The organism is Pseudomonas sp. B424, from assembly GCF_055408345.1.
The window spans coordinates 24,095-48,180 of the sequence record NZ_JBUZTL010000024.1 but is presented as its reverse complement, the minus strand read 5'-3'; the positions used below and the strand labels follow the sequence as shown (position 1 = coordinate 48,180).

The window sequence follows — 24,086 nt, the reverse complement described above, 5'->3', positions numbered from 1 at the left end:
GTGATTGGACGCTTGCGCGGCACTCTGGCTGAAAAACAGCCGCCGCACCTGATTCTGGATGTAAATGGCCTCGGCTACGAACTGGAAGTGCCGATGACTACGCTCTATCGGTTGCCGTCCATCGGTGAGCCTCTGACCCTGCATACCCACCTGGTTGTTCGCGAAGACGCCCAGTTGCTCTATGGTTTCATTGGCAAGCGAGAGCGCGACTTCTTCCGTGAGCTGATCCGGCTGAACGGCGTCGGTCCAAAGCTGGCGTTGGCGTTGATGTCCAGCCTGGAGGTTGATGAGCTTGTGCGTTGCGTACAGGCCCAGGATACGTCGGCCTTGACCAAGGTTCCGGGTGTCGGCAAAAAGACTGCCGAACGGCTGCTGGTTGAGTTGAAAGATCGTTTCAAGGCGTGGGAGCAGGTGCCGAGCATGTTTGCTCTGGTTCCCAATCAGCCGGATGCTCCGCTGCAAGTGGCCAGTGCCGAGAGTGATGCGGTCAGCGCCTTGATTTCTTTGGGCTATAAACCTCAGGAAGCCAGCAAGGCGGTTTCCGCGATCAAGGATAAAACGTTGAGCAGTGAAGACATGATCCGCCGTGCCCTTAAGGGGATGATTTAAGTGATTGATGCTGATCGTTTGATAACCGCTGCCCCAAGCGGGCGGGACCGGGAAGAAGTTCAGGATCGGGCGATTCGCCCTTTGAGCCTGGCCGACTATATTGGTCAGCCAACCGTGCGTGAGCAGATGGAGCTGTTTATTCAGGCCGCGCGCGGGCGTTCGGAATCCCTGGACCACACGCTGATTTTCGGTCCGCCGGGGCTGGGCAAGACCACGCTGGCCAACATCATCGCCCAGGAAATGGGGGTGTCGATCAAAAGCACCTCAGGCCCCGTATTGGAGCGCCCGGGTGATCTGGCGGCCTTGCTGACCAACCTTGAACCCCATGATGTGTTGTTTATTGATGAAATCCATCGCCTGTCACCCATTGTCGAAGAAGTGTTGTACCCGGCAATGGAAGACTTTCAGCTCGACATCATGATTGGTGAGGGGCCAGCTGCACGCTCGATCAAACTCGACTTGCCGCCTTTCACCCTGGTGGGGGCGACGACGCGGGCCGGGATGCTGACGAACCCGTTGCGCGATCGTTTCGGGATTGTTCAGAGACTGGAGTTCTACAGTACTGACGACCTGGCAACGATTGTCAGTCGTTCGGCCGATATCTTCGGGCTACCGCTCGACCCGGAAGGGGCTTACGAAATTGCCCGCCGGGCTCGCGGTACGCCTCGGATCGCCAACCGTCTGTTGCGTCGGGTGCGCGATTTTGCCGAAGTGCGGGCCAAGGGGCATATCACCAAGCCGGTGGCTGACCTGGCGTTGAACCTGCTGGATGTTGATGAACATGGTTTTGATCATCAAGACCGGCGTTTGCTGTTGACCATGATCGAGAAGTTCGATGGCGGGCCGGTGGGCATTGACAGTCTGGCCGCCGCGATCAGTGAAGAGCGGCATACGATTGAGGATGTGCTGGAACCGTATCTGATTCAGCAGGGCTACATCATGCGGACCCCACGAGGGCGTGTGGTGACCCGGCATGCGTATTTGCACTTTGGCTTGAATATTCCTTCACGCTTGGGTGATATGCCTGTGGTAGACGAATTTCTGAATGCTTTGGACGATTAATAAGCGGTCCATGACCGATTTTTTCAAGGTTTTTGCTGTCTCAAGGGCTGGCGCTGAAAATCTTGGCTTATAAAGCTCAAGAAGCGTGAAAAACAGTGGTTTGGCGGATTGGCAACCTGAGGAGTAAGCACTAGAGTATGCGCGCGCAAAACAGGCTTGAGCCGTTCGCACATCGCTGTCGCGTTTATTACGAGGACACCGATGCGGGTGGCGTCGTGTATTACGTAAATTATCTAAAGTTTATGGAGCGGGCTCGAACCGAAAGGCTGCGGGAGCTGGGCTTTGCCCAATCCGAGCTGGCAGGCGAGAACCTGTTATTTGTCGTGCATTCCAGCGAGGCGCGCTACCACGCACCGGCGCGACTGGACGACGAACTGTTGGTAAGTGCGCAAGTAACAGAACTCAACCGTGCCAGCCTGCGTTTCAAACAGCAGGTCTGGCGGGCTGCAGATGCAACGCTGCTCTGTGAAGGGCAGTTTTTGGTGGCCTGTGTGCGCGCCGATAGTTTCAAACCCCGGGCCATTCCCGAAGCTTTACGTACGGCCTTTGCCGACGTGAGCGGCGCGGGTAAACATTTAGAGCAGGAGATAAAGCGTGGAAGCTAACGTCGTCGACCATTCCTCCATGTGGAGCTTGGTCAGCAATGCCAGCATTGTTGTGCAGTTGGTAATGTTGACCCTGCTGGCCGCATCGGTTACCTCGTGGGTCATGATTTTTCAGCGCAGCACCATGCTGCGCGCCGGTCGACGTGCCCTGGAAAGCTTTGAAGAGCGTTTCTGGTCGGGTATCGACTTGTCGAAGCTGTATCGTCAGGCAGGTAGCAACCCGGATCCGGACTCTGGCGTTGAACAAATCTTCCGTGCTGGTTTCAAAGAGTTTTCCCGTCTGCGTCAGCAGCCTGGTGTCGATCCTGAAGCCGTGATGGAAGGCGTGGCACGTGCCATGCGTGTAGCGATTTCCCGCGAAGAAGAAAAGCTTGAGCAAAGCTTGCCGTTCCTGGCCACCGTGGGTTCCGTCAGCCCGTATATCGGTCTGTTTGGTACGGTGTGGGGCATCATGAACTCCTTCCGTGGCCTGGCAACTGCCCAGCAAGCAACGCTTGCAACCGTAGCACCGGGTATTGCCGAAGCACTGATCGCAACGGCCATCGGTCTTTTCGCTGCCATCCCGGCGGTTATTGCTTACAACCGTTTTGCTGCGCGTAGCGAAACGCTGATCAGCCGCTACTACACCTTCGCCGACGAATTCCAGGCGATCCTGCACCGCAAAGTGCACACCAGCGAAGAATAAGCAGGTAATTTCCAATGGCTTTAATCGCTCGAGCTCGCAAAAAGCGCAAGCCGGTCGCCGAGATGAACGTAGTGCCTTACATCGACGTGATGCTGGTGCTGCTGGTCATCTTCATGGTGACCGCTCCGATGCTCAATCAGGGTGTAAAGGTTGATTTGCCCAAGGTCTCCAGCGAGGCTTTGCCGCAAGACAACAACACCCAGGTTCTGACCATTTCGATCAAGGCTGACAAGACCTATTTCTGGAACCTTGGCAGTGAAGTCGATACCGACAAGCAGATGGACAAGGCAATGACCTTGCCCCAGATGACTGATGCGGTGACCAAGATCATTCGCGCAGGCAATGAAGGCGGCAAGCACACCCAGGTCTTTATTCGCGGTGACAAAACCGTGGATTACGGCGCGGTAATGGGTGCCATGGGTGGCCTGCAGAAGGCCGGAGTCGGTAACGTTGGCTTGATAACCGAGGCTCCCTGATGCGCGAACAGCGGGAGCCGTCCGCCTCTGAAAACTTTTTTTGGCCTACAGTCTGGGCGGTAGGGCTGCACGTTCTGATTTTTGGCATGCTGTTCGCCAGTTTTGCCATGACTCCGGAGCTGCCGCCTTCCAAGCCGATTGTTCAGGCAACCTTGTATCAGCTGAAGTCAAAAAGTCAGGCGACCACCCAGACCAATCAAAAGATTGCGGGTGAGGCGAAAAAATCCGCCGCGCGCCAGACCGAAGTCGAGCAGATGGAGCAGAAGAAGGTTGAGCAGGAAGCTGTAAAGGCCGCGGAACAAAAGAAGGAAGAGGCTGCCGAAAAGGCTGCAGACGCCAAGAAGGCTGACGAAGCCAAAGCGAGCGAGGCCAAGAAAGCGGACGAGGTGAAGAAGGCTGATGAAGCCAAGAAAGCCGACGATGCCAAAAAGGCCACCGACGCCAAAAAAGCCGAAGAGAAAAAACTGGCTGACATAGCCAAGAAGAAATCTGAGGAAGAGGCCAAGAAGGCCGCGGAAGAAGAGGCCAAGAAAAAGGCCGCTGAAGACGCCAAGAAAAAAGCTGCTGAAGATGCGAAGAAGAAAGCTGCCGAAGACGCCAAGAAAAAGGCTGTAGCTGACGAGGCGAAGAAGAAAACCGCCGAAGATGCGAAGAAAAAGGCGGCTGCCGATGCAGCCAAGAAAAAGGCCGTGGAAGCAGCGCGTAAGTCGACCGAAGAGAAAAAGGCGCAAGCCCTGGCCGATTTGCTTTCCGATACGCCGCAACGTCAGCAAGCCTTGGCAGATGAGCAGGGTGATGAGGTCGCCGGCAGTTTCGATGACCTGATTCGTGCTCGCGCCGCAGAAGGGTGGGCTCGTCCTCCGTCCGCGCGCAAGAACATGACAGTGGTGCTGCAAATTGGCATGTTGCCAGATGGCACGGTGACGTCTGTGACGGTTGCCAAGTCCAGTGGTGACGGGCCGTTCGATAGCTCGGCTGTGGCGGCGGTCAAGAATATTGGCCGTTTAACGGAAATGCAGGGTATGAAACCCAGCGATTTTAATCCTTATCGATCATTCAAGATGACATTCACACCTGAGGATCTAGCCTTGTGATTAAACTTTTTCGAGGACTGCTGGTCGTCGTCTGCTGCTTGGCAGGGATGGCTGTAGCAGATGAAAAGAACATCCTTGTCACCAGTGGTAGCGACCGGGCGACGCCCATTGCCGTAGTACCTTTTGGTTGGCAGGGCGGCACCGTGTTGCCGGACGACATGGCTGAAATCATCGGTAATGACCTGCGCAATTCGGGTTACTACGCGCCGATTCCAAAGCAGAACATGATTGGCTTGCCGACTCAGGCCAGCGAAGTCATTTTTCGCGACTGGAAAGCCCTGGGTGCTCAATACGTAATGGTCGGTAACATCGTGCCTGCAGGCGGTCGCCTGCAGGTGCAATATGCCTTGTTCAACGTTGCAACCGAGCAGCCGGTCCTGACCGGCAGCGTGTCGGGCACGGCTGAGCAGTTGCGGGACATGGCGCATTACATCTCCGATCAGTCGTTTGAAAAACTGACCGGTATTAAAGGTGCATTCTCTACCCGTCTGCTTTATGTGACGGCCGAGCGCGCCAGTGCGACCAACACCCGTTACACCCTGCAGCGCTCGGATTACGACGGTGCTCGCGCCGTTACCCTGCTGCAATCCCGTGAGCCGATCCTGTCGCCGCGCTTTGCACCCGATGGCAAGCGCATCGCTTATGTATCGTTCGAGCAGAAGCGTCCGCGCATCTTCATGCAGAACATTGATACCGGTCGTCGTGAGCAGATTACCAACTTTGAAGGTCTGAACGGTGCGCCAGCCTGGTCGCCGGATGGCTCCAAGCTGGCGTTCGTATTGTCCAAAGACGGCAATGCCGAGATCTACGTGATGGATCTGGCTTCCCGTGGGCTGACTCGCGTAACCAATAACCCGGCAATTGATACCGAACCGTTCTGGGGCAAAGATGGCTCAACCATCTATTTCACCTCTGACCGTGGCGGCAAACCGCAGATTTACAAAACTGCAGTTGGCAGCGGTAACGCAGAGCGCGTGACATTTATCGGGAACTACAACGCCAGTCCGAAGCTTTCGGCTGACGAAAAGACCCTGGTAATGATCCATCGTCAGGACGGTTTCACCAATTTCCGTGTTGCGGCGCAAGATATACAGCGCGGAACCGTGAAAATCCTCACAGATACCAACCTTGATGAGTCTGCTACTGTCGCACCTAACGGCACCATGGTAATCTACGCCACCCGCCAGCAGGGCCGGGGAGTCTTGATGCTCGTGTCTATTAATGGACGCGTAAGGCTCCCTCTTCCTACCGCTCAAGGCGAAGTCAGAGAACCTTCCTGGTCCCCTTACCTGAACTGACGTGGTGATAGCTTTACGTTGCATATAACACTTGGGGTTCATTAGGAGTTTTACGATGGAAATGCTGAAGTTTGGTAAATTTGCTGCGCTGGCACTGGCCATGGCTGTAGCTGTAGGTTGCTCGTCCAAAGGCGGCGACAATGCCGGTGAAGGCGCTGCTGTTGATCCAAACGCTGGTTACGGCGCAAACACTGGCGCTGTTGATGGCTCCCTGAGCGAAGAAGCTGCTCTGCGCGCTATCACTGTTTTCTACTTCGAATACGATTCTTCGGACCTGAAACCAGAAGCAATGCGCGCTCTGGACGTTCACGCTAAAGACCTGAAAGCTAACGGCGCTCGCGTTGTTCTGGAAGGTAACACTGACGCCCGTGGTACTCGTGAGTACAACATGGCACTGGGCGAGCGTCGTGCGAAAGCCGTTCAACGCTACCTGGTACTGCAAGGTGTTTCCCCAGCACAGCTGGAGCTGGTGTCCTACGGTAAAGAGCGTCCAATCGCTACTGGCAACGACGAACAGTCGTGGGCTCAAAACCGTCGCGTCGAACTGCGTAAGTAATTCGTCATGCGAACGTGCCGCCGTGCTGTAACTATTCTGACTCTCAGCCTCATGCCGCTAGCGGCATGGGCTGCGGTTCCTGTGGTCGATGACAACTCTGGCTATAACAATAGCGGGGGGAGTTATCCATCACCGGGTTATGGTGCGAGCGGCGCCTATGCCGGGGGAGGGGTTTCGGCCCCTGTCTCGGCACAGGGCGAGCTGTTCAACCAGCTGCAGCAAATGCAGGAGCAGATTGCGCGCCAACAGGGTGTGATCGAAGTTCTGCAAAATGATATTTCGCGCATGAAACAAGAAAGCCTGGAGCGATACCAGGAACTTGATCGGCGTATTGGTTCTGGCGTTGCTCCGGCCGCCGCACCTGATAATTCTTCTGCTGGTGGTGCTAATGCCGCCGGTAACACAGCGGCGCCTGCACCTCAGGTTGCTGCGAGTTCCGAGCCTGGTGATCCGGCGAAAGAAAAACTCTATTACGATGCTGCTTTCGACTTGATCAAAGCCAAGGATTTCGACAAGGCCAGTCAGGCGTTTACAGCCTTTCTGCGCAAATACCCAAACAGTCAGTACGCGGGCAATGCTCAATACTGGTTGGGTGAAGTGAATCTGGCCAAAGGTGATCTGCAAGCCGCCGGCCAGGCCTTCGCCAAGGTAAGCCAGTTGTATCCGAAGCATGCAAAGGTTCCGGATTCACTCTATAAGCTTGCTGATGTAGAGCGCCGCCTGGGTCATACCGACAAGGTAAAAGGCATTTTGCAGCAAGTGGTCGCTCAGTACCCGGGTACGTCGGCTGCGCAGTTGGCGCAACGCGATCTGCAGCGCATGTAGCACATACGATGCTTTCATCGAGAAACCCGCGCCTGTCGCGGGTTTTTTCGTTAGAATTCACGCCCTTTTATGAAATACGCTCTTCTGAGTCCTGTGCAAGCAGATTCCTTGGAGTGCCTGACGGAGGCGGACAGCCTGTTTAGCTGTTACGCCCGTGGCGGATATGCAAGACACATTGAGAATTACCGAAGTTTTTTACTCGTTACAGGGTGAAACGCGAACGGCTGGCCTGCCCACCGTTTTTGTACGCTTGACCGGCTGCCCTTTGCGCTGTGGGTACTGTGACAGCGCTTACGCCTTCAGCGGCGGGACCGTGCGCCCCCTCGACGACATTCTTGAGCAAGTTGCCAGCTTCCGCCCGCGTTACGTGTGTGTGACGGGGGGTGAGCCACTGGCCCAGCCCAATGCAATTCCCCTGCTCAAGCAACTCTGTGATGCGGGCTATGAAGTCTCGATTGAGACCAGTGGTGCACTGGATATCTCGGCAGTCGACCCGCGCGTCAGTCGCGTTCTCGACTTGAAAACCCCGGGCTCCAAAGAGTCTCACCGCAACCTTTACGAAAACATTGCCTTGTTGACGCCCAATGATCAAGTCAAGTTTGTGATCTGTTCGCGGGAAGATTACGACTGGGCGGTGTCCAAGTTGATTGAGTATGGTTTGGAGCGGCGGGCAGGCGAAGTACTGTTTTCGCCGAGCCACCATGACTTGCCGGCTCGTGATCTCGCGGACTGGATCGTGGCGGACAACCTGCCAGTACGCTTGCAAATGCAACTGCATAAATACCTGTGGAACGACGAGCCGGGGCGCTGAAATGACTGAACAAACTGTTGTCACCGAAAAAAGAGCCGTAATCCTGCTGTCTGGCGGCCTCGACTCGGCCACTGTTGTGGCCATGGCCCGCGCTGACGGCTATAGCTGCTACACCATGAGCTTTGATTACGGCCAGCGCCACCGTGCGGAGCTTGACGCAGCAGCGCGTGTTGCGCGGGATCTGGGAGCCGTTGAGCATAAGGTCATTGGCCTGAACCTGGACGGGATTGGCGGTTCGGCCCTGACCGACAGTTCGATTGACGTGCCGCAAGCGCCGAGTGAAGGCATCCCGGTCACCTACGTACCAGCACGTAACACAGTGTTCCTGTCCCTGGCATTGGGCTGGGCTGAAGTGCTGCAAGCGCGGGATATCTTCATCGGCGTCAATGCGGTGGATTACTCGGGCTATCCCGATTGCCGTCCGGAGTTTGTTGAAGCCTTTGAAGTGATGGCAAATCTGGCGACCAAAGCCGGGGTAGAGGGGAAGGGGTTCCGGATCCAGGCGCCTCTGCAAAACATGAGCAAGGCGCAAATTGTACAAGCGGGTGTAAAGCTTGGCGTGGACTACTCGCTGACAGTTTCTTGCTACCAGGCTGACAGTCAGGGCCGTGCGTGTGGCAAGTGCGACAGCTGCCGCCTGCGTGCAGAAGGCTTCGCAGCCGCCGGAATTACTGACCCAACCCGTTATTTTTGAATTATTTCGAATTTAATTCGAACAAGGTGTTGAATTCTCGTTAGAAATCAGTATTATACGTCCCACAACGAAGCGGGTCGTTAGCTCAGTTGGTAGAGCAGTTGGCTTTTAACCAATTGGTCGTAGGTTCGAATCCCACACGACCCACCATATGCAACACCAAAACAGCCGGTCTAATCCTCAGGATTAACCGGCTTTTTTGTGCCCGGGATTTGGCGAGGCGTGAGGGCTGACAGTCGTTAATCACATAAAACCTTCGCAGACGCAGCCGTCTCCTGCGAAGCATTAGTGTTGGCTTTTTTTGATGTCAATGTGGTGTAGCTGTTTTTCAGGTGACTTTTATCAAAATACGAAATGTCTGTCAGAAGCTATTCCGTGCGCTGCAGGAAAGTTGATGTGAGCGTAGGTGGGCTTTTCTTGTTCAATACGTTACCTAAGCCGCCTCGTACCATTGGCATTCGGTGAGCGGGTGTAAGCCAGCCAAGCTTGCAAATATCAGCCCCAATCGTGGCATTTCATCCTCCCTCGACTGCTCATCAATGCGAACAGCGTCGAAGCGTCTGATCTTTCATCTATCGATGGCGGTGGTGGCAAGCTCAAGTCCTTCCACCAGGTTCCGGGTCCATCCCAAGCCAGTTCGTGAATAAGCCCCGTGCCCACCGGCAGAATGCCCTGATCCAGCGAGTAGCGTTCGGACGGCAGACTCGCTACCTGCGTAAGAAGTTTTGAGTGCGGCGATGACGCAGTTTTTGGCGGTGGCGGTGGCGGTGGCGGTGGCGGTGGCGGTGGAGTTTCCATGCTGATGGACTCAACCGGCGCTACCCACCTAAGCGTGAGCATCTAATCAGTACGTTTTTGATTATTATTTCAGGCACTTTTCAAAGCGAATATCACCTTCTGGTAAATTCTCCACGGGCTGCCAGCCGAGGCTTCGATAGAAGCCACTCGCACGGCTAGCCTCAGCTGTTTCTAACCAGATCGTCTGGTGGTGTTGAAATAGGAAAGTCTCTGCTTCATCCATCAGTCTGCGCCCCAGTCCGTTCCCCTCAAACGCGGGTAGAACGAAAGCGGCAAACACACATCCGTCCTCGGCATTGGCCATAGAAAACCCCACAGGGGCACCATTGACCTCGGCAACCCAAGCGCATGGGGCCTCTAGAATTGCCTGTCGTATAGTTATGGGAGTAATCCCCATTGCCGCTAGCTGATCAAGGGATAAGTGATTTTCGTGGACGCTGGTTCGAATATCAAAAATGGCATCGATATCCGCTAGGTTGGCGAGCCTGATTGTTTTTTCCATGACGTACTCCTTTATATTCCATCCATATGATGGAGAGTATCCTTACATATCTGACGCAATCAACGGTGGCCCCATCTGTAAGGCAGTAACTCGGTAATCTCATCAGTTCCGGAGTCTCATTAACTGTTATATGTGTTTTATCGTCCATAAATCAATTGGTTAACTAATCTAACTTTTTTCATATTTTTTATGCACGGAGCGATTGAGTAGCGCCCATCCCGCACAGTCGTAATTCTATGGTAACCGCTGAAGACACAAGCCGCGTGAGCGCACATTCTTCTGTGGCCGGCATCGGAGAACCGAGGCGCGCCAGGCGTTGATCGTTTGACGGTTGAGGAGCTGAAAGACTGGCTGTTGATGCACTGGTCAAGTGTGAAGGCAGCACTGCTGGAGGATCGGTAGATGCCACGGGCGGTACGTCGAGTGGATATCCCCAAGTCTAATGGCGGGGTTAGAACAATCGGCGTTCCTACGGTGGTGGATCGACTTATCCAGCAGGCGCTCCACCAAGTACTACAACCGATCTTCGAGCCAACTTTCTCCGATGGCACCCTACTCGATCCCTAATCGGGTCAGTCGAGATAAGAATTTACGTCTGGGGCTGCTCCGAATGGGTGGCCCGCCAATGCAGAATCTGCTGCTGAATATTCCAGTGAATGATCTGCTCGTAGAGCTTCTCGACGAAGGCGACGTCAAACCCGTCCTCTACCGCCCATTCACGCCGCTCCTTAAGCATGGCTGCGACCCGTTCTGGCGCCGGAATCTCTTGTTCGTTGGCTTTGAACTGCGCCGCAGCCTTCACGTAACGCAGGCGTTTTTGCAGTGATTCGAGGATCTGACGATCGAAAAAGTCGATGCCCACCCGAATGTCGTTGAGGTTTTCGCAGGCTTCTGGCGCTTTCAGTGGTGGCATAGGTGTGTCTCTGTCAAGAGCGAGTACGCAAGTTGAATTACGCCGTCGGCAGTCGCTCGCCGGCCGCTTGTCTGGCGGGTGCTCGCTTGGAGCGCCAGGCCTCTAGCTGAGCTTCGGCAGCCACTTCGTCGATCAAGGCGTCGATCATGCTGTTGTCGTGATGATGAGGCGTGGTGATCAGGTGTGCGGTATGGCCTGAGGTCGCCAGGCAGTATTTCGTCGCGACCCGCTCTGACGGGCACGGGAACACCACAGTGATGGAGTTTTCGTTGCGCCAGGCATCAATGCCCGAGGACTGGAATCGGTCGACGGCGTACTGCGCCGTGTCCAGGCTGTGCTTGATCCGATGGCGCCAATCAGCCAACGAGTGGCTGCGCAGGGCTGCCCACATCATCAGTGGGGTGTGACCGTTGCGGGAGCCGCTGATGGTCTTGTCATGGGCCCGGATATAGTCCACTTCCACCGAGATGCGCGCGACGTTCTTGCGTTTGGCCACGACGATTCCGCAAGGAATAGGCGAGCCGATCATCTTGTGGCCGGAGACACAGATCGAGTCGATGCCGTCGGCAAACGAGAAGGGCTGTGGGTGATCGACGAAGGGCAGGATCATCCCGCTCAGCGCCGCGTCGGCGTGCAGGTAATAGTCCTCGCGGGCAATGCCGGCCTGATGCAGGCGCTGTTGGATGGTCGCGATGTTATCAACGGCCCCACACATCGTGGTGCCGATGTTGGCGAAGATGATGGGGTGACGTTCCTGGTCGGCGGTTATTTTCGCCATCAGGTCATCGTAGTCGATTTCACCATTAGGCAATGACTCGATCGCACGGCATTTAATTCGCAGCAATTTGACGATCTTTGCCACGGAATAATGGGTGTCTTTCGAGTAATACAGGGTACCGTCCGGGAACAGTTCACGCCCCAGGTAGCAACCAAACATGTTGCCTTCCGTGCCCCCGTTGGTGACGTAGCCCCAGCTGTCTTCGAGCGCAATGCTGAACAGCTCGGCGAAGTACGTCATGACGTCTTTTTCAAAGTCGAACGAGTTCAGCAGGTAGTTGCTGTACTCGTTCCAGTCCCCGCAATTGTTGATCGAAAACTGCAAGAAGCGATGCAGCTGGGAATAATCAAAATCTGCTGACTCGGGGTATCCAATGTTGAAGTACTGATTCGTCACACAGTGCTGCCAGAAGCGCTCAAGCTTGCTTTGGTCGGCAGTGGATAAAGTCATTTCTAACTCCTTTTAAATCGACTTGGCGGAGCCGCCCGGTCAGGCGACTTTCTGCCTCGTGTCTACCAGCGACCACCAACTGGCGAGCGTGGGCGAATCCGCCAGTTCTTCGAAGCTGACGGCGATGCCGCGCTCCTTGAGTTCGGCGGCGAGCCTCATCACTTGCAAGGAGTCGAGACCGTAGAAAATCAGGTTTTCCTCCGGGTCCAGGTCTTCGCAGTCCTCGACGAGTTGCAGTACCCGGGTTTGCAACCAGGCGCGGGTGGTTTCCGCCGCCAGGAGCTGACGCAGATGTTTCTTGTCGATCTTGCCCACGGCCGTCAGCGGCATGGTCTCGATGAGCCGGATGCGATCGGGCAGTTTGTATTCGGCGATGCCGAGTTCCATCAAATGGCGTCTCAGCGCCGGCGGTTTCAGGTTGGGGGTGCGCGAGACAACGAAGGCGCAGCTCTTTTCTCCCAGCCTGTCGTCGGGCATGGCCACCAGGCCGGCGTGGGTCACGTCCGGGTGGAGGACGATGAGGTTTTCGATTTCCTCCGAGGCGACTTTTTCACCGCCACGGTTGATCTGGTCCTTGACCCTGCCGACCACACGCAAATCGCCGGTTGGCATGCGTTGGACGAGGTCGCCGGAATAGTAGTAACCCTCATCATCGAACGCCTGAGCATTCTGTTCGGGGCTTCGGTAGTACCCGCAAAAGGTGTAAGGGCCGCGCGTTGCGAGCATGCCCGGCTCACCGTCCGGGACGGGAATGCCTTGTTCGTCGACGATTTTGATTTCGTCGTCGGGGCTGATCGGGCGGCCCTGGGTGGTAAAAATCTGTTCGTCGGAGTCGTTCACCCGGGTGTAGTTGATCAGGCCTTCGGCCATGCCGAATACCTGCTGCAGCTTGCAGCCGAGCACACCGGGAACCTGACGCGCCAGCGAGTCGGCAAAACAAGCGCCACCGACCTGGAGGAATTCCAGCGATTGCAGTTGTTCTTTATGCTCCGGCGCTGCCTGCAACCACAAGGCGACGGCGCTTGGCACCAGGGCTACGGTATTGATCTCTTGGCGCTGGATGATCGAGAAACAGGTCAAGGGCTCCGGGCTGGGGGCCATGACGATGCAGCCGCCCGCATACAGGACGCCAAGGGCGCCAGGGGAGCTGAGCAAGAAATTATGAGCGGCAGGCAGGGCACACAGGAAGCGCGTCCGTGATGTGAGCTCACATATTTCGGCGCTTGCCCGCGCGTTATAGTGATAGTCGTTATGAGTGCGCGGGATGAGTTTGGGGGTGCCCGTGCTGCCGCCCGACAGTTGGAATAACGCCACTTCGCCTGCTTCGGTTGGGGAGAAGTCCGCGCGGCTCTCGCTCGGAGTTTTGATCCAGTCAGCGAGGTTGTTTTCGTGACGTTGCTCGCCCAGCAGCAAGGTGATTTCAGGGATTGAACCGACTTCCTTGAAGTCGGTGATATAGCTGTCGCCACGAAAGACTTCATGCTCGCGGGAGGCAATCAGCAGCTTTGGTTCGATTTGCTTGGCGTAACTTTTGAGCTCGAGCTTTCGATGGCTGTAGAGCGCGTTGAGGGGCGCAATCCCAGCTTTGAGCAGGGCGAAGAGAACAATGTAAAACTCCGCGATGTTGGGCAACTGCACCAAGGCGGTATCGCCCTTGCCAAGCCCGCTGGCCGCCAGCCGCGAGGCCAGGTTGGTGGACAGCTGATCCAGCTCTGCATAGCTGAAACAGCGATCACCGCAAATAATCGCTGGTGCGTGGGGTTGTGATTGGCTGCGTACCTGAAGAATCTGTGTGAGCGGTTTGTCGATCCAGTAGCCTTTGTCCCGATAGCGTTGTGCTCTGTCCAGGGGCCAGTGGTTAAATTCTATAGTCATAGTGTTCACGCGTGAGAAAGTTCGAGTTAGTGGGCCAAGCCGCATGCGCGCAGCATGGTGCCGAGTTTGGTCTGGACTTCTGTCCATTCGGAGTCGGGGCTTGAGGCTTCAACGATGCCTGCGCCGGCGAACAGACGAACACTGTTGCGCTTGACGGTACCGCAGCGAATCGTCACGACCCATTCGCCATTACCCTGGGCATCGCACCAACCCACCATGCCGGTGAACAGGCCGCGTTCGAAGGGTTCGACGAAGCGGATCAGGCGCCGGGCGCGCTCGGTGGGGAAGCCGCAGACGGCCGGCGTGGGGTGCAGGCGGCAGGCAAGCTGCAAGGCCGAGACGGTCGGATCTGCCAGCGTGCCTTCGATGCGGGTGGAGAGGTGCCAGAGTGCGGGCGTGCTGATGAGGGAAGGGCGTTGCGGCAAATTCAGCTGCGTGCACAGTTCGCCGAGTTGACTGACGATGTCCTGCGTCACGAAACCGTGCTCGTAGTGATCTTTTTCCGACGCTGACAGCCAGTCTGCATTGCGCCGGTCGGCCTCTGGGTCGGCCATGCGCTTGGCCGAGCCTGCCAAAGGGTTAGACAGAAAGCTCAGGCCTTCTTTGCGAACCAGTAGTTCGGGACTGACGCCGATCAGCGTGGCGCCATCAGGCATTGGCACACGGAAGTGATAGCCGCTCGGGTTCTGCGCCCGCAAATTGTGCTGCATGGCGTTCACATCCACGTCCTGGGCAAATATCAATTTTCGCTGCACAGAGAGCACGGCCTTGCGCACGTCGCTGTGGCGGAAGTTGACGATGGCGTGTTCCACCGCTCGCTTGAAGGCTTGCTCGTCCGGGATGTTCTTCTGTTCGACCAGCACAGGCAGTGTTGCTGTGCCGGCTCGTGCGAGGGTGCTTCGTGTTCGCCACTGCGCGTGTTCAGGGACGTAGAGGCACGAGGCCTCAGCAGGATCGAAAGGGATAGCGCCGACGATGATCGGGTTGCTCTGACCGGCTTGGCGCGCTCTATCAAGGGCTTGCGCAACTGTTTTCTGGAACAGGCTATTGGCGTCATCGCCGCCAATGGCAGGTGTTTCGACTCTCTGCAGCATCCCGGTGACGGCTAACTCACGGTCGCCGGATGTGAATGAAAAACTCTGTTTTTCACCAACGACTTGAAACTCGTCTATCTCGTTCGTTCTCAGGGTGCCCGTTCTCATTTTGGGGAAAGCCTCCGTGGCCTAAGGAACAAGAAAAATTAATACTTGAAATATAATCATTATCGTTTCTAATAGAGAACGCTAATCATTTAGATTTGTCAATCACATGAGTGAGCCATGAGAGAGTTAACTTCAATGCAAGCCGCCTGTTGGATCGGGCGCACTGCTCATGCGTCTTTAGGGAGAGTTTCGGCTCATCTGTATGCCGAGTTCGATGGTCATGCCATTGATCTCGAGCGGCTTCGCAAGGCACTTGAACGGGTATGCCTGCTGCATCCAATGCTGCGGGTCAGGCTGAATGCAGAAGGGCTGCAATCCATTGCTGCGATGGACCAGTCACCGCCATTAGAGGTCGAAGATTTACGTTTGATGAGCGAGCAGGAAGTGACACAGCGCCTGCACTGCAAACGTGAGGAGTGGACTCATCAGCAGCTTGATCTGTGCCGGGGGCCGGGGGCACGGTTGTGCGTGAGTCTGCTGGCGGGTGATGACTTCCGCTTGCATGTCGATACGGACATGATCGCCATCGACCCTTCGAGTTTCCGCACGTTGATGGAAGACCTCGCACGCTTCTATGAGTACCCCGATGCGCCGCTGCCACACACACCGTCTTTCTTCGACTGGTATGACAAAGCGCGCAGCGATACCGCGCTCAAAACGGCCCGCGACCGGGACCGTCTCTGGTGGCGTGAGCGTCTGGCTGACATCGCGCCGGCGCCGACCTTGCCTTTTCTCGAGACCCAGCCGGACCAGGCGCATAGCGACCGATTAAGCACATGGCTTGGCCCGCAGGAGCGTCAGGCGTTACAGCGCCTCGCCCGTGAACGCAGAATGACCCTGTCCACCTTGATGATGGGGTTGTTTGCAGCAGTCCTCGGCGCGCAAACGGGAGACAGGAGATTTCGTCTCAATGTCCCGACCTTTTGGCGCCCGCCGCTCGTGGGTGAGGTTGAGCGAATCGTCGGCGATTTTGCCAACGTACTGATTCTCGATGTCGATGTCGAGGCGGTCCAGAGCCCGGCCAGGCTGTGCACGCAGCTGGCAGGCAAGATGATCGAATTGCTCGAACATTGCGCCTATCCGGGGGTGAACCTGATGCGCGATCTATCCCGCCATCATGGGTCGCCACAGCTGGCGCCCGTGGTCTTTACCGCCGCGTTGGATATGCCGGGCGCAGACCTTCTTTCTGAGCGCGTGCGGCGCGTATTGGGTCCAATGAACTGGGTGATTTCCCAAGGACCTCAGGTTGCGCTCGACGCGCAGATTGCCTGCGCCGACGGCGGCATCTTGATCAATTGGGATGTCCGTCTGGATGCGCTGCCGCGAGCCTGGGTATCGGACTTTTTCGACCGTTTCGTGGCGCTGGTGCGTGAGGTGGCTGTCTGCTCCGCTGTTCTGGACCAGCCGCTTTCTCAATCAGCGGTTGTCGAAAAGCCACTGACCGCCCTCCAGCAGGCCTATTTGCTTGGACGCAGCGCGCAGATGCCGCTGGGTGGCGTGGCCATGCAGGAGTTTCGCGAGTACCGCGGAGCTATGGATCCGGCTCTGCTGCGAAGCCGTTTGGCCGAGATGGTCCAGCGCCACGAAAGCCTGAGAACACGGATCGATGCGCAGAAACTCGTGCAGTTTGTCAGCGATGAGGTACAGATAAACCTGGAGGAAGTCGACCTTGCGGCCCTGTCGCCAGAAGCGGCGCTCAGCTATGTTGAAGAGCGCCGCGAGGCCTATGCGCACGCGTTGTTCGAGCTGGATCGTTCGCCCTGGAATGTCACGGTCTTCCGGCTTGCGGAAGGTCAATTGAGCGTCTTTGTACGCCTTGATGCATTGATCCTCGATGGACGATCTATTGCTACCCTCATGGTCGAGCTGTTCGACGGTACAACGGGCGAGGAACCGTTCTCGCAGGCTGCATCCGAGCCAGAAGATTTTGTCAGTCAACGCAAGACCGATTCCACCTATTGGAAGGCCAAGCTCGCTGCGGTCAGCGGTGCGCCACGTCTGCCATGGATCACTCCACTGGATCAGGTGGGTGCGTCCCGCTATGAGCGACAGAGCCTGTTGGTGCCCAAAGCGGCGTTCGGTGCGTTCTGCAAGCTGGGTGCACGACAGCGGCTGTTCAAGAACACCACGTTGATGGCGCTGGTGTTGGAAGTGCTGTCGCACTGGCTCGATGAGGGGGGGGTGTGTGTTGCGGTGCCGGTTGCCCCGCAAACGAGCGGTGCCTTTGCCAATCGATCAAGCTTCATTGCGGTTAATTGGTGCGCTGAACCGGATGGCTTTGCCGAGCGGGCCGCCAAGCTGCAAGTGGATGTACTGGAAGGGCTGCAGCATCTGACCTTTTCAGGGGTGGACCTTGCTCGTTTGCTGTTCGAGTCCCACGGCCCGGGCCCGGTGCTTCCCGTGGTGATCACCAACGGTTTTTCCTGGCCGGTCTCGGCGGTGGACAGCCCGATGAGCCTGTGTGATGGGCTGACCCAGACACCACAGGTGGCGATGGATATTCGCTTCTCGGCCAACGCCGACGGCGCGTTGGTGTTCGATATCGACTATGCGCGCGCGGTGCTGGATCCGGCGGTGGTCAGCGACGTCTTGAGCGCAATCGAAAAGGCGATCAACCAGGTTACGGCAAGCAGTGTTTTTGCCATTGATGCCCCGGCGATCATCGACAGAAGTCACTACCGACTGAATGGCCAGGTCGCTGATGCGTGCCGCGAAGGCTTTCTCGGCCGGATCGCGACCCACATCTTTGATCGCACCCACACCAGAGTCGCCCTTATCAGCGGTGATCGGCAAATCAGCTATGCCGAACTTGGCGACAGTGTGTGCCGCATCATCGCTGCATTGAAAACGCGCGGGCTGTCTCGTGGACAAGTCGTCGCCATCTGCCTGCCTCGCAGCCCGGAGCACACGATGGTGACATTGGCCTGTGCGCTGACAGGCGTGATCTGGGTCCCCATCGACGCGTCAGCGCCGGCCGACCGGTTAAATTACCTGCTGGAAAACTGTCGGCCCGATCTGGTGGTGACTGCCCACAGTGAGTCTCTCGAACATCCATCGGCAACCCCGGATGAACTATTGGCGGTGCAAGCCCAGGTTCCGCCCTTGCTGGGTGACCTGTCGTTAAACGACGCCCCGGCCTATTACCTCTATACCTCGGGCACCACCGGCAAGCCCAAATGCGTGGTTCTGAGCAACCGGGCCACTGCCAATGTCATCGGCAGCACCCTTGAGCACTGGGCCGTGACCGAGCGTGATGTGTTCATGTCGGTAACCCCGCTTCACCATGACATGTCGGTGTTCGACGTCTTGGGATGCCTGACGGCAGGGGCGACCCTGGTGCTTCCCGGTGTGGGTGAGGAAAAGGATGCTGTGCGCTGGAACCAGTTGATTGCCCGGCATCAGGTGACGTTGTGGTGTTCGGTGCCCGCCATTCTGGAGATGCTCCTTTCTTGCCGCTCCAGCCATGACCTGAAGAGCCTGCGTCTGATTGCCCAGGGCGGTGATTACATCAAGCCCGCCGTGATTGCCGAGTTGCGTGAACTGCTGCCGTCAGCTCGGTTGATTTCCCTGGGCGGGCCGACGGAGACCACCATCTGGAGCATCTGGCACGACATCGTGGCGGATGACCGTGCGCTGATCCCCTATGGACGGCCGTTGCCCGGTAACAGCTATTTCGTCCTTGGCCCACAAGGCGCGCATTGCCCGGTGGGTGTTGTTGGTCGAATTCACACGGTGGGCGTCAATCTCGCGCTGGGATACCTCGAAAACGGCGAGCTGACACAAAGCGAATTCGTGACCGTCCGTGATGAACAAGGCCAAGCCGTTCGGGCCTTTCGCACCGGCGACTGCGGGCGTTACCGCCGCGACGGCACCTTGATTTTCGACAGCCGGGTCAACGGCTACGTGAAAGTGCGTGGTGTGCGGGTATCGCTCCCGGACATCGAGATAGAACTGATCAGTCATCCGTCGGTCAGGCACATATTGGTCGTGGATTATGGCGAGCAGCGCCAGGGCGAAGTCTGCATCGGTGTGCTGTATGTCAGTCAGCAGGGCGGCGCAGAGTTGACCGCGTCCGAGCTACGCAACTACGCCCGCCAGCACCTGCCGCACTCCCATGTGCCCGCGCGGTTCCTGGAGGTGGACGAATTACCGCTGTCGCAAAACGGCAAGCCTGATCGCCAGCGGGCCCGCAGCCTGCTTACGGCTCCGGCAAATGACGCAGCCGAACCTGTCGCGATGATCCAGTCAGCCCCGCGCAACAAGGTGCTGGATATCTACTTGAGCGTACTGGGTCGCCCGCTGGCGGACGGCGCGAATGACGCGGTGGACTTCATCAGCCTGGGGTTACGTCCCCAGCATTTGAAGGCGATCTCGGCACGGGTCCAGGAGGATTTTTCGGTGCTTCTTTCACCGGGGCAACTCCTGCGCTGCCGCAATGCACAAGACGTTGAGCGCCTGCTCATGGCCGAGGGTTCATGAGCCTGTCATGGATTTTGATATGAGCGCAGTGGCGCGCCTGAGGGCGTGCTGGCTGCTAACCAAACAACAGTGCTTAGGGAGATGGATCGGATGATGGATATACCCAATGTTGATATTGCCGGCGTTGGCATAGGCCCCTTTAATCTGGGATTGGCCGCGTTACTGTCCAAGCATCCTGGGGTGACCGGTATTTTCCTGGACCGCAAGGCGGAGTTTCGCTGGCACGAAGGGCTTCTGTTGCCCGGCACCACACTCCAGGTTCCGTTTCTGGCGGACCTGGTGACGATGGCGGACCCCACGCATCAACTGAGTTATCTGAACTACCTGTATCAGCACGATCGCCTGTACCAGTTCTATTACTACGAGAGCTTTCAGGTGCCTCGCCGTGAGTACGACCATTACTGTCGCTGGGCGTCGCAGCAGCTGCCAGCCTGCCATTTCGGCGAGGACATCTGTGATGTGACGTATGACGCCAGTGCGGACCGATTCCTGATTGAAAGCCAGTCAGTGTCAGGCTTCAAACGACATTATTACAGTCGAGACCTGGCGATTGGCGTCGGCACTGTGCCGCTACTGCCTCAGTGGGCGCAGGTCAAGAGCACCGCGCCGGTCATGCATTCGGCGGAGTTTGGCAAGCGCCAGGAACAGTTGTCGATATGCCAGCGGGTCACGGTTATTGGTTCCGGCCAAAGTGCGGCGGAATGCGTGTTGGCATTGTTCAACGAGCTGACACCCGAGCGGATCGCCGCGGGAGCTTCGATTCGCTGGATCACACGCTCACCGGGTTTCCATCCCATGGAGTATTCGAAACTGGGGCAGGAATGTTTCACGCCGTCCTACATGGAGTACTTCCACAGCATTCCGAGGGAGCGCCGCCGCGACATCGTTGCGGGGCAGGGGTTGTTGTACAAGGGCATCAGTTTTTCGACCATCGCTGACATCTACGACCTGATCTACGAACGCTCGATTGGCGGTGCTGATCCTGGCCTGACGTTGCTTTCCAACTGCGAGGTCGAGACCGTGGAGGATATCAACGGCACGCTGCGAATCGCCTACCGGCACCGTGAACTGGACCAGACCAGCACCCTTGAAGCCGATGCCATTGTCGCAGCCACCGGTTATGGGCATGCCTGGCCGCAGTGGTTTGAACGGTTCAAGGGCGTCGTACTCGAAACCGATGAATACGGTGACTCTATCGTCCAGGAGGATTTCACGGCGCGCCGCTGTGATGCCGGCACGGGCCGTATCTTTGTGCAGAACGCGGAGATCTTCCAGCATGGCGTTGGTTCGCCGGACTTGGGGATTGCGGCCATTCGCAATGCGACGATTGCCAACCAGTTACTCGGCCGACCGCACTACCGCTTGCCCAAGCGCTCATCGTTCCAGCGCTACGGGATGCATGAGGCGTAGAGTCAATGTGCAGGGTCTTGGTATCGTTACCAAGACCCTGATCGGAGGGTTATGTGCGGATATGGTCCAGGGCGATGCTGGCTGCATCGGACGTCGTGAACAACGCGAACACCTGATCAATCGTCGCACTGAGGCGCGCCATCTGTTCTGCGCTGTAGCGGTCCGAACGGTAAGTGATGACCAGGCGCAGTGAGCGCTTGCCGTCGATCATGTTCTCCATGATCTCGAACTGAATGCCGAACATCGACTGGTTCTTGTCCGGGTCAATCTGCCGATAGCGGATCGTCCCGGCATCGGGCGTGCTCAAGGCACCATTCAAGGCGTTGTTGGCGTGAATCTGGATGTACACGTCGAACAGCAGGCCGTCTGCCGCCGTCATCCCCAGGGCTTGTTGGATCTGCTCCATCGGTACATCGGCATAAGCCATGGAGTCATTGATCAAGCGGGTGACGTTTTCAATCAGTGCGCCAACGGCCTGCTGAGGATCGAACTGCACCCGGTGCGCCACCATCGTGGTGAAGTAACCAACCGTCTGGTAAAACCCGGGGTCGGTTCGGCCGGAGGCGGACGTGCCGATCACCAGGTCCTTCAAGTTACCGAGCTTATGCAGGGACAACGCAATGGCCGTATAGACCACGCCGAACAGCGACGAGTTATTCCGTCTGGCGAAGGCATACAGGCTATCGGTGAGGTCCTGGTCAGGTTTGATTTCGAACCACTGAGCCTTCGTCGACACCTCGTTGGCCGGCACGCTGGCCTGATGGTCAGGGGAGGGCAGTGTCAGGCCACGGGTTGCATCGCGCAGCATGCTCGTCCAGTAGTCGAGATGTTGCTGATTGATGCCAGTGGCCTGTTCTCGCAAGGCGAACTCATGAAATGAAGGTGCAGGCGATTGCCAGGTGGGTACTTTGTCGGCGACACGGGCGAGGTAAGCTTGAGCCAGTTCTTCCATCATGACGTTAAGCGACCATTCATCAATGGCCATGTGATGGACCAGCAATGACAGGGTTTGGCGCTGGCGTTGCGCGTCGTAAATAAAGCGCACCCTGAGGGGCAGCTCGCGGGTCAGGTCGAACCGATAAGTGGCTTCGCTTTTCAGCGTTGCACCCTGGCTTTCATGGCTTGGCCAGAACCACTTGTAGTCGGCCAGTTGCGTGACCGGCACGATCTGCTGGTACGCCTCATTATTCTCGAAGTGGAAGGTTGAGCGCAGGCTGGCGTGGCGCTTTAGCAGGTCGTAGAAGGCGTGCTCGAACAGCGCTTCGTCCACCTTGTCGAGGAAATCCAGGGCAAAGGGCAGGTTGAAAATCGTGCCGAACTCAAAGGCCACATAAGCCCGCCCGAGAGAGGCCTGGGCCAGGGCGAAAGGTGCTTTTTGCACGTTTTGCGGCAGGCCCGCAGCATAAGCTGCCTTGTCTTGAACAATGATATGGGCGTGCGATGCCAGTTCGGCTGCCGACGGAGCACTGAAGAAGTCATTGAACTGGACTTCGATGCCATGGCTGCTCAACAGCTTGCCAATGATGCGGGTGGCCAGCAGCGAATGACCGCCAAAATCAAAGAAGTCATCGGTAAGTTGCATATCGGGCTCTGCCAGGGCTCCTCGGAACTCGCCAAGAATAATCGCCGCGACTTCACTGTTGTTGGCCGCAGGCTGGGGGTTGGGCGCACTGGCCGATGGTGATAGAGCTTCGCCATCTGCCGGGCGACGCAACCAGGGTGTATCGCCGGCCGAGTGGCCTATATAGGCGCTCAAGACCCGGCAATACAAGTTGTCTTCCTGGCAGGTCTGGTCGAGGATCTGATGGAGTACGAAGCCGAGGATGACGTCGTGCCCGGTTTGAATAATCAGTGCCTTGAACGGCGGCTGGCTTAGCGGATCCCACGGTGCCGTTTGCTGCGAGAGCAACTGCTCGGTGGCTTCAGCGTCGGAGTGTGAACGCATGATTTCAACGCAAGACTGCCAGTCATTGGCGTGCACTTTGTGCACTTCGCCCTCGTCGTTGAACTGATAGCGTGCATTCAGATCGGGCAGTATTTCGATGACGGCCTTGATCGCCCGCTCGAGCCTTGAAAGGTCGATGTCGGCGTCGAATCGCCAGGCGCTGAAGTGTTTGAGCGTACGTTCGGGGTATTGCTGCTGCAAGAGCCAGAAATGTTCTTCGTCACCGGTGACAGATAGTTTCGGTAACGAATCTGGATTGAGTTCCATCATGGAAATTTCCCGCCTTATCAAACTGAACAGTCAGAAGTAGAGATGGCACCAAGTGCCCACAGACCGATCCTCGGTCTGCTGTAACGCCCAGGAATCCGGGCGTCAGAGAGGGTGCAAGCAGGTCGCATTGCGGGGGCTCTATGAACGCCGTATGATGCTGAATAATAATCATACCTATTCGCATTAGTCAAAAACTGATCGCGGATGGCATCGTCTCAGGAGAGGTGTTGTGGACAACGGAGCGTTCGCGTCCAGGCAGCAATTTGAACAGCTGTATGTCGACCACCACAGTTGGCTGTGCAGCCTGTTGCGCCGCAAGTTGGGCAACTCGGTCGATGCCGCCGATCTGGCCCACGATGTCTATCTCAATCTCATCAAGAAGGGCCGGCTGCCCTCCACCGAGGATTCCCGCTGCCACCTGACCCAAATCGCCAAAGGCATGGTGATCGACCTGTATCGCCGCCGTCGCCTTGAAGCCTCCTATCTGGAGGCGCTCAAGCTGCAGGCCGAACCTCTGGCGCCTTCAGAGGAGCGACGCGCTCTGGTGGCGGAAATGCTGACGCAGATCGATGACGCATTGCACGCCAAGCCGGCCAACACCCGCCAGGCGCTGCTGTTGTGCAAGTTGCATGGCATGGGCTACCGCGACATTGCCACCGAGTTGAAGGTGTCGGTGTCTTCCGTCGAGAAGTACATCGCTTCAGGCCTGCGAGCCTGCTACCCGTTCGTGCCCGGGCTCGGGCCTTGAG

20 protein-coding genes and 1 tRNA gene are annotated in these 24,086 nt (G+C 57.1%); 15 read left to right on the top strand and 6 right to left on the bottom strand.

The genetic code is table 11. The features are described 5' to 3' along the window. From ruvA to ACZRMS_RS21650, 12 genes are all read left to right on the top strand, one after another. Positions 1–609, top strand: a complete 609-nt coding sequence (ruvA, locus tag ACZRMS_RS21705; RefSeq protein ID WP_060694300.1) for a Holliday junction branch migration protein RuvA — start codon at positions 1–3, stop codon at positions 607–609. Continuing rightward, positions 610–1,671, top strand: coding sequence for a Holliday junction branch migration DNA helicase RuvB (gene ruvB, locus ACZRMS_RS21700; protein WP_048359687.1), 1,062 nt, complete (start codon positions 610–612; stop codon positions 1,669–1,671). It abuts the gene before it with no gap. Between the two features lie 137 nt (positions 1,672–1,808). Beyond that, entirely contained in the window at positions 1,809–2,276 is a 468-nt protein-coding gene (ybgC, locus tag ACZRMS_RS21695; RefSeq protein WP_048359686.1) for a tol-pal system-associated acyl-CoA thioesterase, read from the top strand. Further along, positions 2,266–2,961, top strand: coding sequence for a protein TolQ (gene tolQ / locus ACZRMS_RS21690; RefSeq protein WP_016782231.1), 696 nt, complete (start codon positions 2,266–2,268; stop codon positions 2,959–2,961). Before ybgC ends, tolQ begins: the two co-directional genes overlap by 11 nt. Before the next feature lie 23 nt (positions 2,962–2,984). Next, complete coding sequence (gene tolR / locus ACZRMS_RS21685) at positions 2,985–3,437, top strand: protein TolR (protein WP_162200692.1); 453 nt, start codon at positions 2,985–2,987, stop codon at positions 3,435–3,437. Beyond that, complete coding sequence (gene tolA, locus ACZRMS_RS21680; RefSeq protein ID WP_463997020.1) at positions 3,437–4,531, top strand: cell envelope integrity protein TolA; 1,095 nt, start codon at positions 3,437–3,439, stop codon at positions 4,529–4,531. The genes tolR and tolA overlap by 1 nt, the downstream gene beginning before the upstream one ends. A gap of 47 nt (positions 4,532–4,578) precedes the next feature. Next, positions 4,579–5,829, top strand: coding sequence for a Tol-Pal system beta propeller repeat protein TolB (gene tolB, locus ACZRMS_RS21675; RefSeq protein ID WP_261742473.1), 1,251 nt, complete (start codon positions 4,579–4,581; stop codon positions 5,827–5,829). A gap of 55 nt (positions 5,830–5,884) precedes the next feature. After that, the gene (pal, locus tag ACZRMS_RS21670) at positions 5,885–6,385 is read left to right on the top strand and encodes a peptidoglycan-associated lipoprotein Pal (RefSeq protein WP_003441254.1); all 501 of its coding nucleotides are present in this window, start codon (positions 5,885–5,887) and stop codon (positions 6,383–6,385) included. 6 nt (positions 6,386–6,391) lie between these two features. Further along, positions 6,392–7,210: a tol-pal system protein YbgF gene (gene ybgF, locus ACZRMS_RS21665; RefSeq protein WP_463997019.1), complete on the top strand. Its 819-nt coding sequence runs from the start codon at positions 6,392–6,394 to the stop codon at positions 7,208–7,210. A gap of 163 nt (positions 7,211–7,373) precedes the next feature. Beyond that, positions 7,374–8,021: a 7-carboxy-7-deazaguanine synthase QueE gene (queE, locus tag ACZRMS_RS21660; protein WP_048359682.1), complete on the top strand. Its 648-nt coding sequence runs from the start codon at positions 7,374–7,376 to the stop codon at positions 8,019–8,021. A gap of 1 nt (position 8,022) precedes the next feature. Continuing rightward, positions 8,023–8,715 carry a 7-cyano-7-deazaguanine synthase QueC gene (queC, locus tag ACZRMS_RS21655; RefSeq protein WP_463997018.1) on the top strand — a complete coding sequence of 231 codons (693 nt, stop codon included), beginning with the start codon at positions 8,023–8,025 and terminating at the stop codon, positions 8,713–8,715. A gap of 74 nt (positions 8,716–8,789) precedes the next feature. Further along, a tRNA-Lys gene (locus tag ACZRMS_RS21650) sits at positions 8,790–8,865 on the top strand. Positions 8,866–9,577: 712 nt separating this feature from the next. On the opposite strand, the gene ACZRMS_RS21645 is transcribed toward ACZRMS_RS21650, so the two are convergent. The 5 genes from ACZRMS_RS21645 to ACZRMS_RS21625 form a co-directional block, all read right to left on the bottom strand. Beyond that, positions 9,578–10,015, bottom strand: coding sequence for an N-acetyltransferase family protein (locus ACZRMS_RS21645; protein WP_463997017.1), 438 nt, complete (start codon positions 10,013–10,015; stop codon positions 9,578–9,580). Between the two features lie 589 nt (positions 10,016–10,604). Further along, positions 10,605–10,928: an isochorismate lyase gene (locus ACZRMS_RS21640; RefSeq protein ID WP_463997016.1), complete on the bottom strand. Its 324-nt coding sequence runs from the start codon at positions 10,926–10,928 to the stop codon at positions 10,605–10,607. A gap of 37 nt (positions 10,929–10,965) precedes the next feature. Beyond that, positions 10,966–12,156, bottom strand: coding sequence for a histidine decarboxylase (locus tag ACZRMS_RS21635; RefSeq protein ID WP_463997015.1), 1,191 nt, complete (start codon positions 12,154–12,156; stop codon positions 10,966–10,968). A 39-nt stretch (positions 12,157–12,195) separates the two neighbouring features. Beyond that, the gene (locus ACZRMS_RS21630) at positions 12,196–14,031 is read right to left on the bottom strand and encodes a (2,3-dihydroxybenzoyl)adenylate synthase (RefSeq protein ID WP_463997014.1); all 1,836 of its coding nucleotides are present in this window, start codon (positions 14,029–14,031) and stop codon (positions 12,196–12,198) included. Positions 14,032–14,057: 26 nt separating this feature from the next. After that, a complete protein-coding gene (locus ACZRMS_RS21625; protein ID WP_463997013.1) occupies positions 14,058–15,233 on the bottom strand; it encodes an isochorismate synthase in 1,176 nt (391 codons plus the stop codon). 135 nt (positions 15,234–15,368) lie between these two features. Between ACZRMS_RS21625 and ACZRMS_RS21620 the strand changes: the two genes are divergently transcribed. Together ACZRMS_RS21620 and basC are read left to right on the top strand one after the other, a co-directional pair. Continuing rightward, positions 15,369–19,712 (top strand): amino acid adenylation domain-containing protein, encoded by a 4,344-nt coding sequence (locus tag ACZRMS_RS21620; protein WP_463997012.1) that lies wholly within the window; start codon positions 15,369–15,371, stop codon positions 19,710–19,712. Between the two features lie 93 nt (positions 19,713–19,805). Beyond that, on the top strand, positions 19,806–21,122 hold the full coding sequence (gene basC, locus ACZRMS_RS21615) for a putative histamine N-monooxygenase (RefSeq protein ID WP_463997011.1): 1,317 nt from the start codon (positions 19,806–19,808) through the stop codon (positions 21,120–21,122). Positions 21,123–21,171: 49 nt separating this feature from the next. Here basC and ACZRMS_RS21610 read toward each other — a convergent pair whose 3' ends face one another. Then, positions 21,172–23,337 carry a condensation domain-containing protein gene (locus tag ACZRMS_RS21610; protein ID WP_463997010.1) on the bottom strand — a complete coding sequence of 722 codons (2,166 nt, stop codon included), beginning with the start codon at positions 23,335–23,337 and terminating at the stop codon, positions 21,172–21,174. Positions 23,338–23,566: 229 nt separating this feature from the next. Here ACZRMS_RS21610 and ACZRMS_RS21605 point away from each other — a divergent pair, with 229 nt between their 5' ends. Then, positions 23,567–24,085 (top strand): sigma-70 family RNA polymerase sigma factor, encoded by a 519-nt coding sequence (locus ACZRMS_RS21605; protein ID WP_463997009.1) that lies wholly within the window; start codon positions 23,567–23,569, stop codon positions 24,083–24,085. Position 24,086 lies beyond the last annotated feature (1 nt).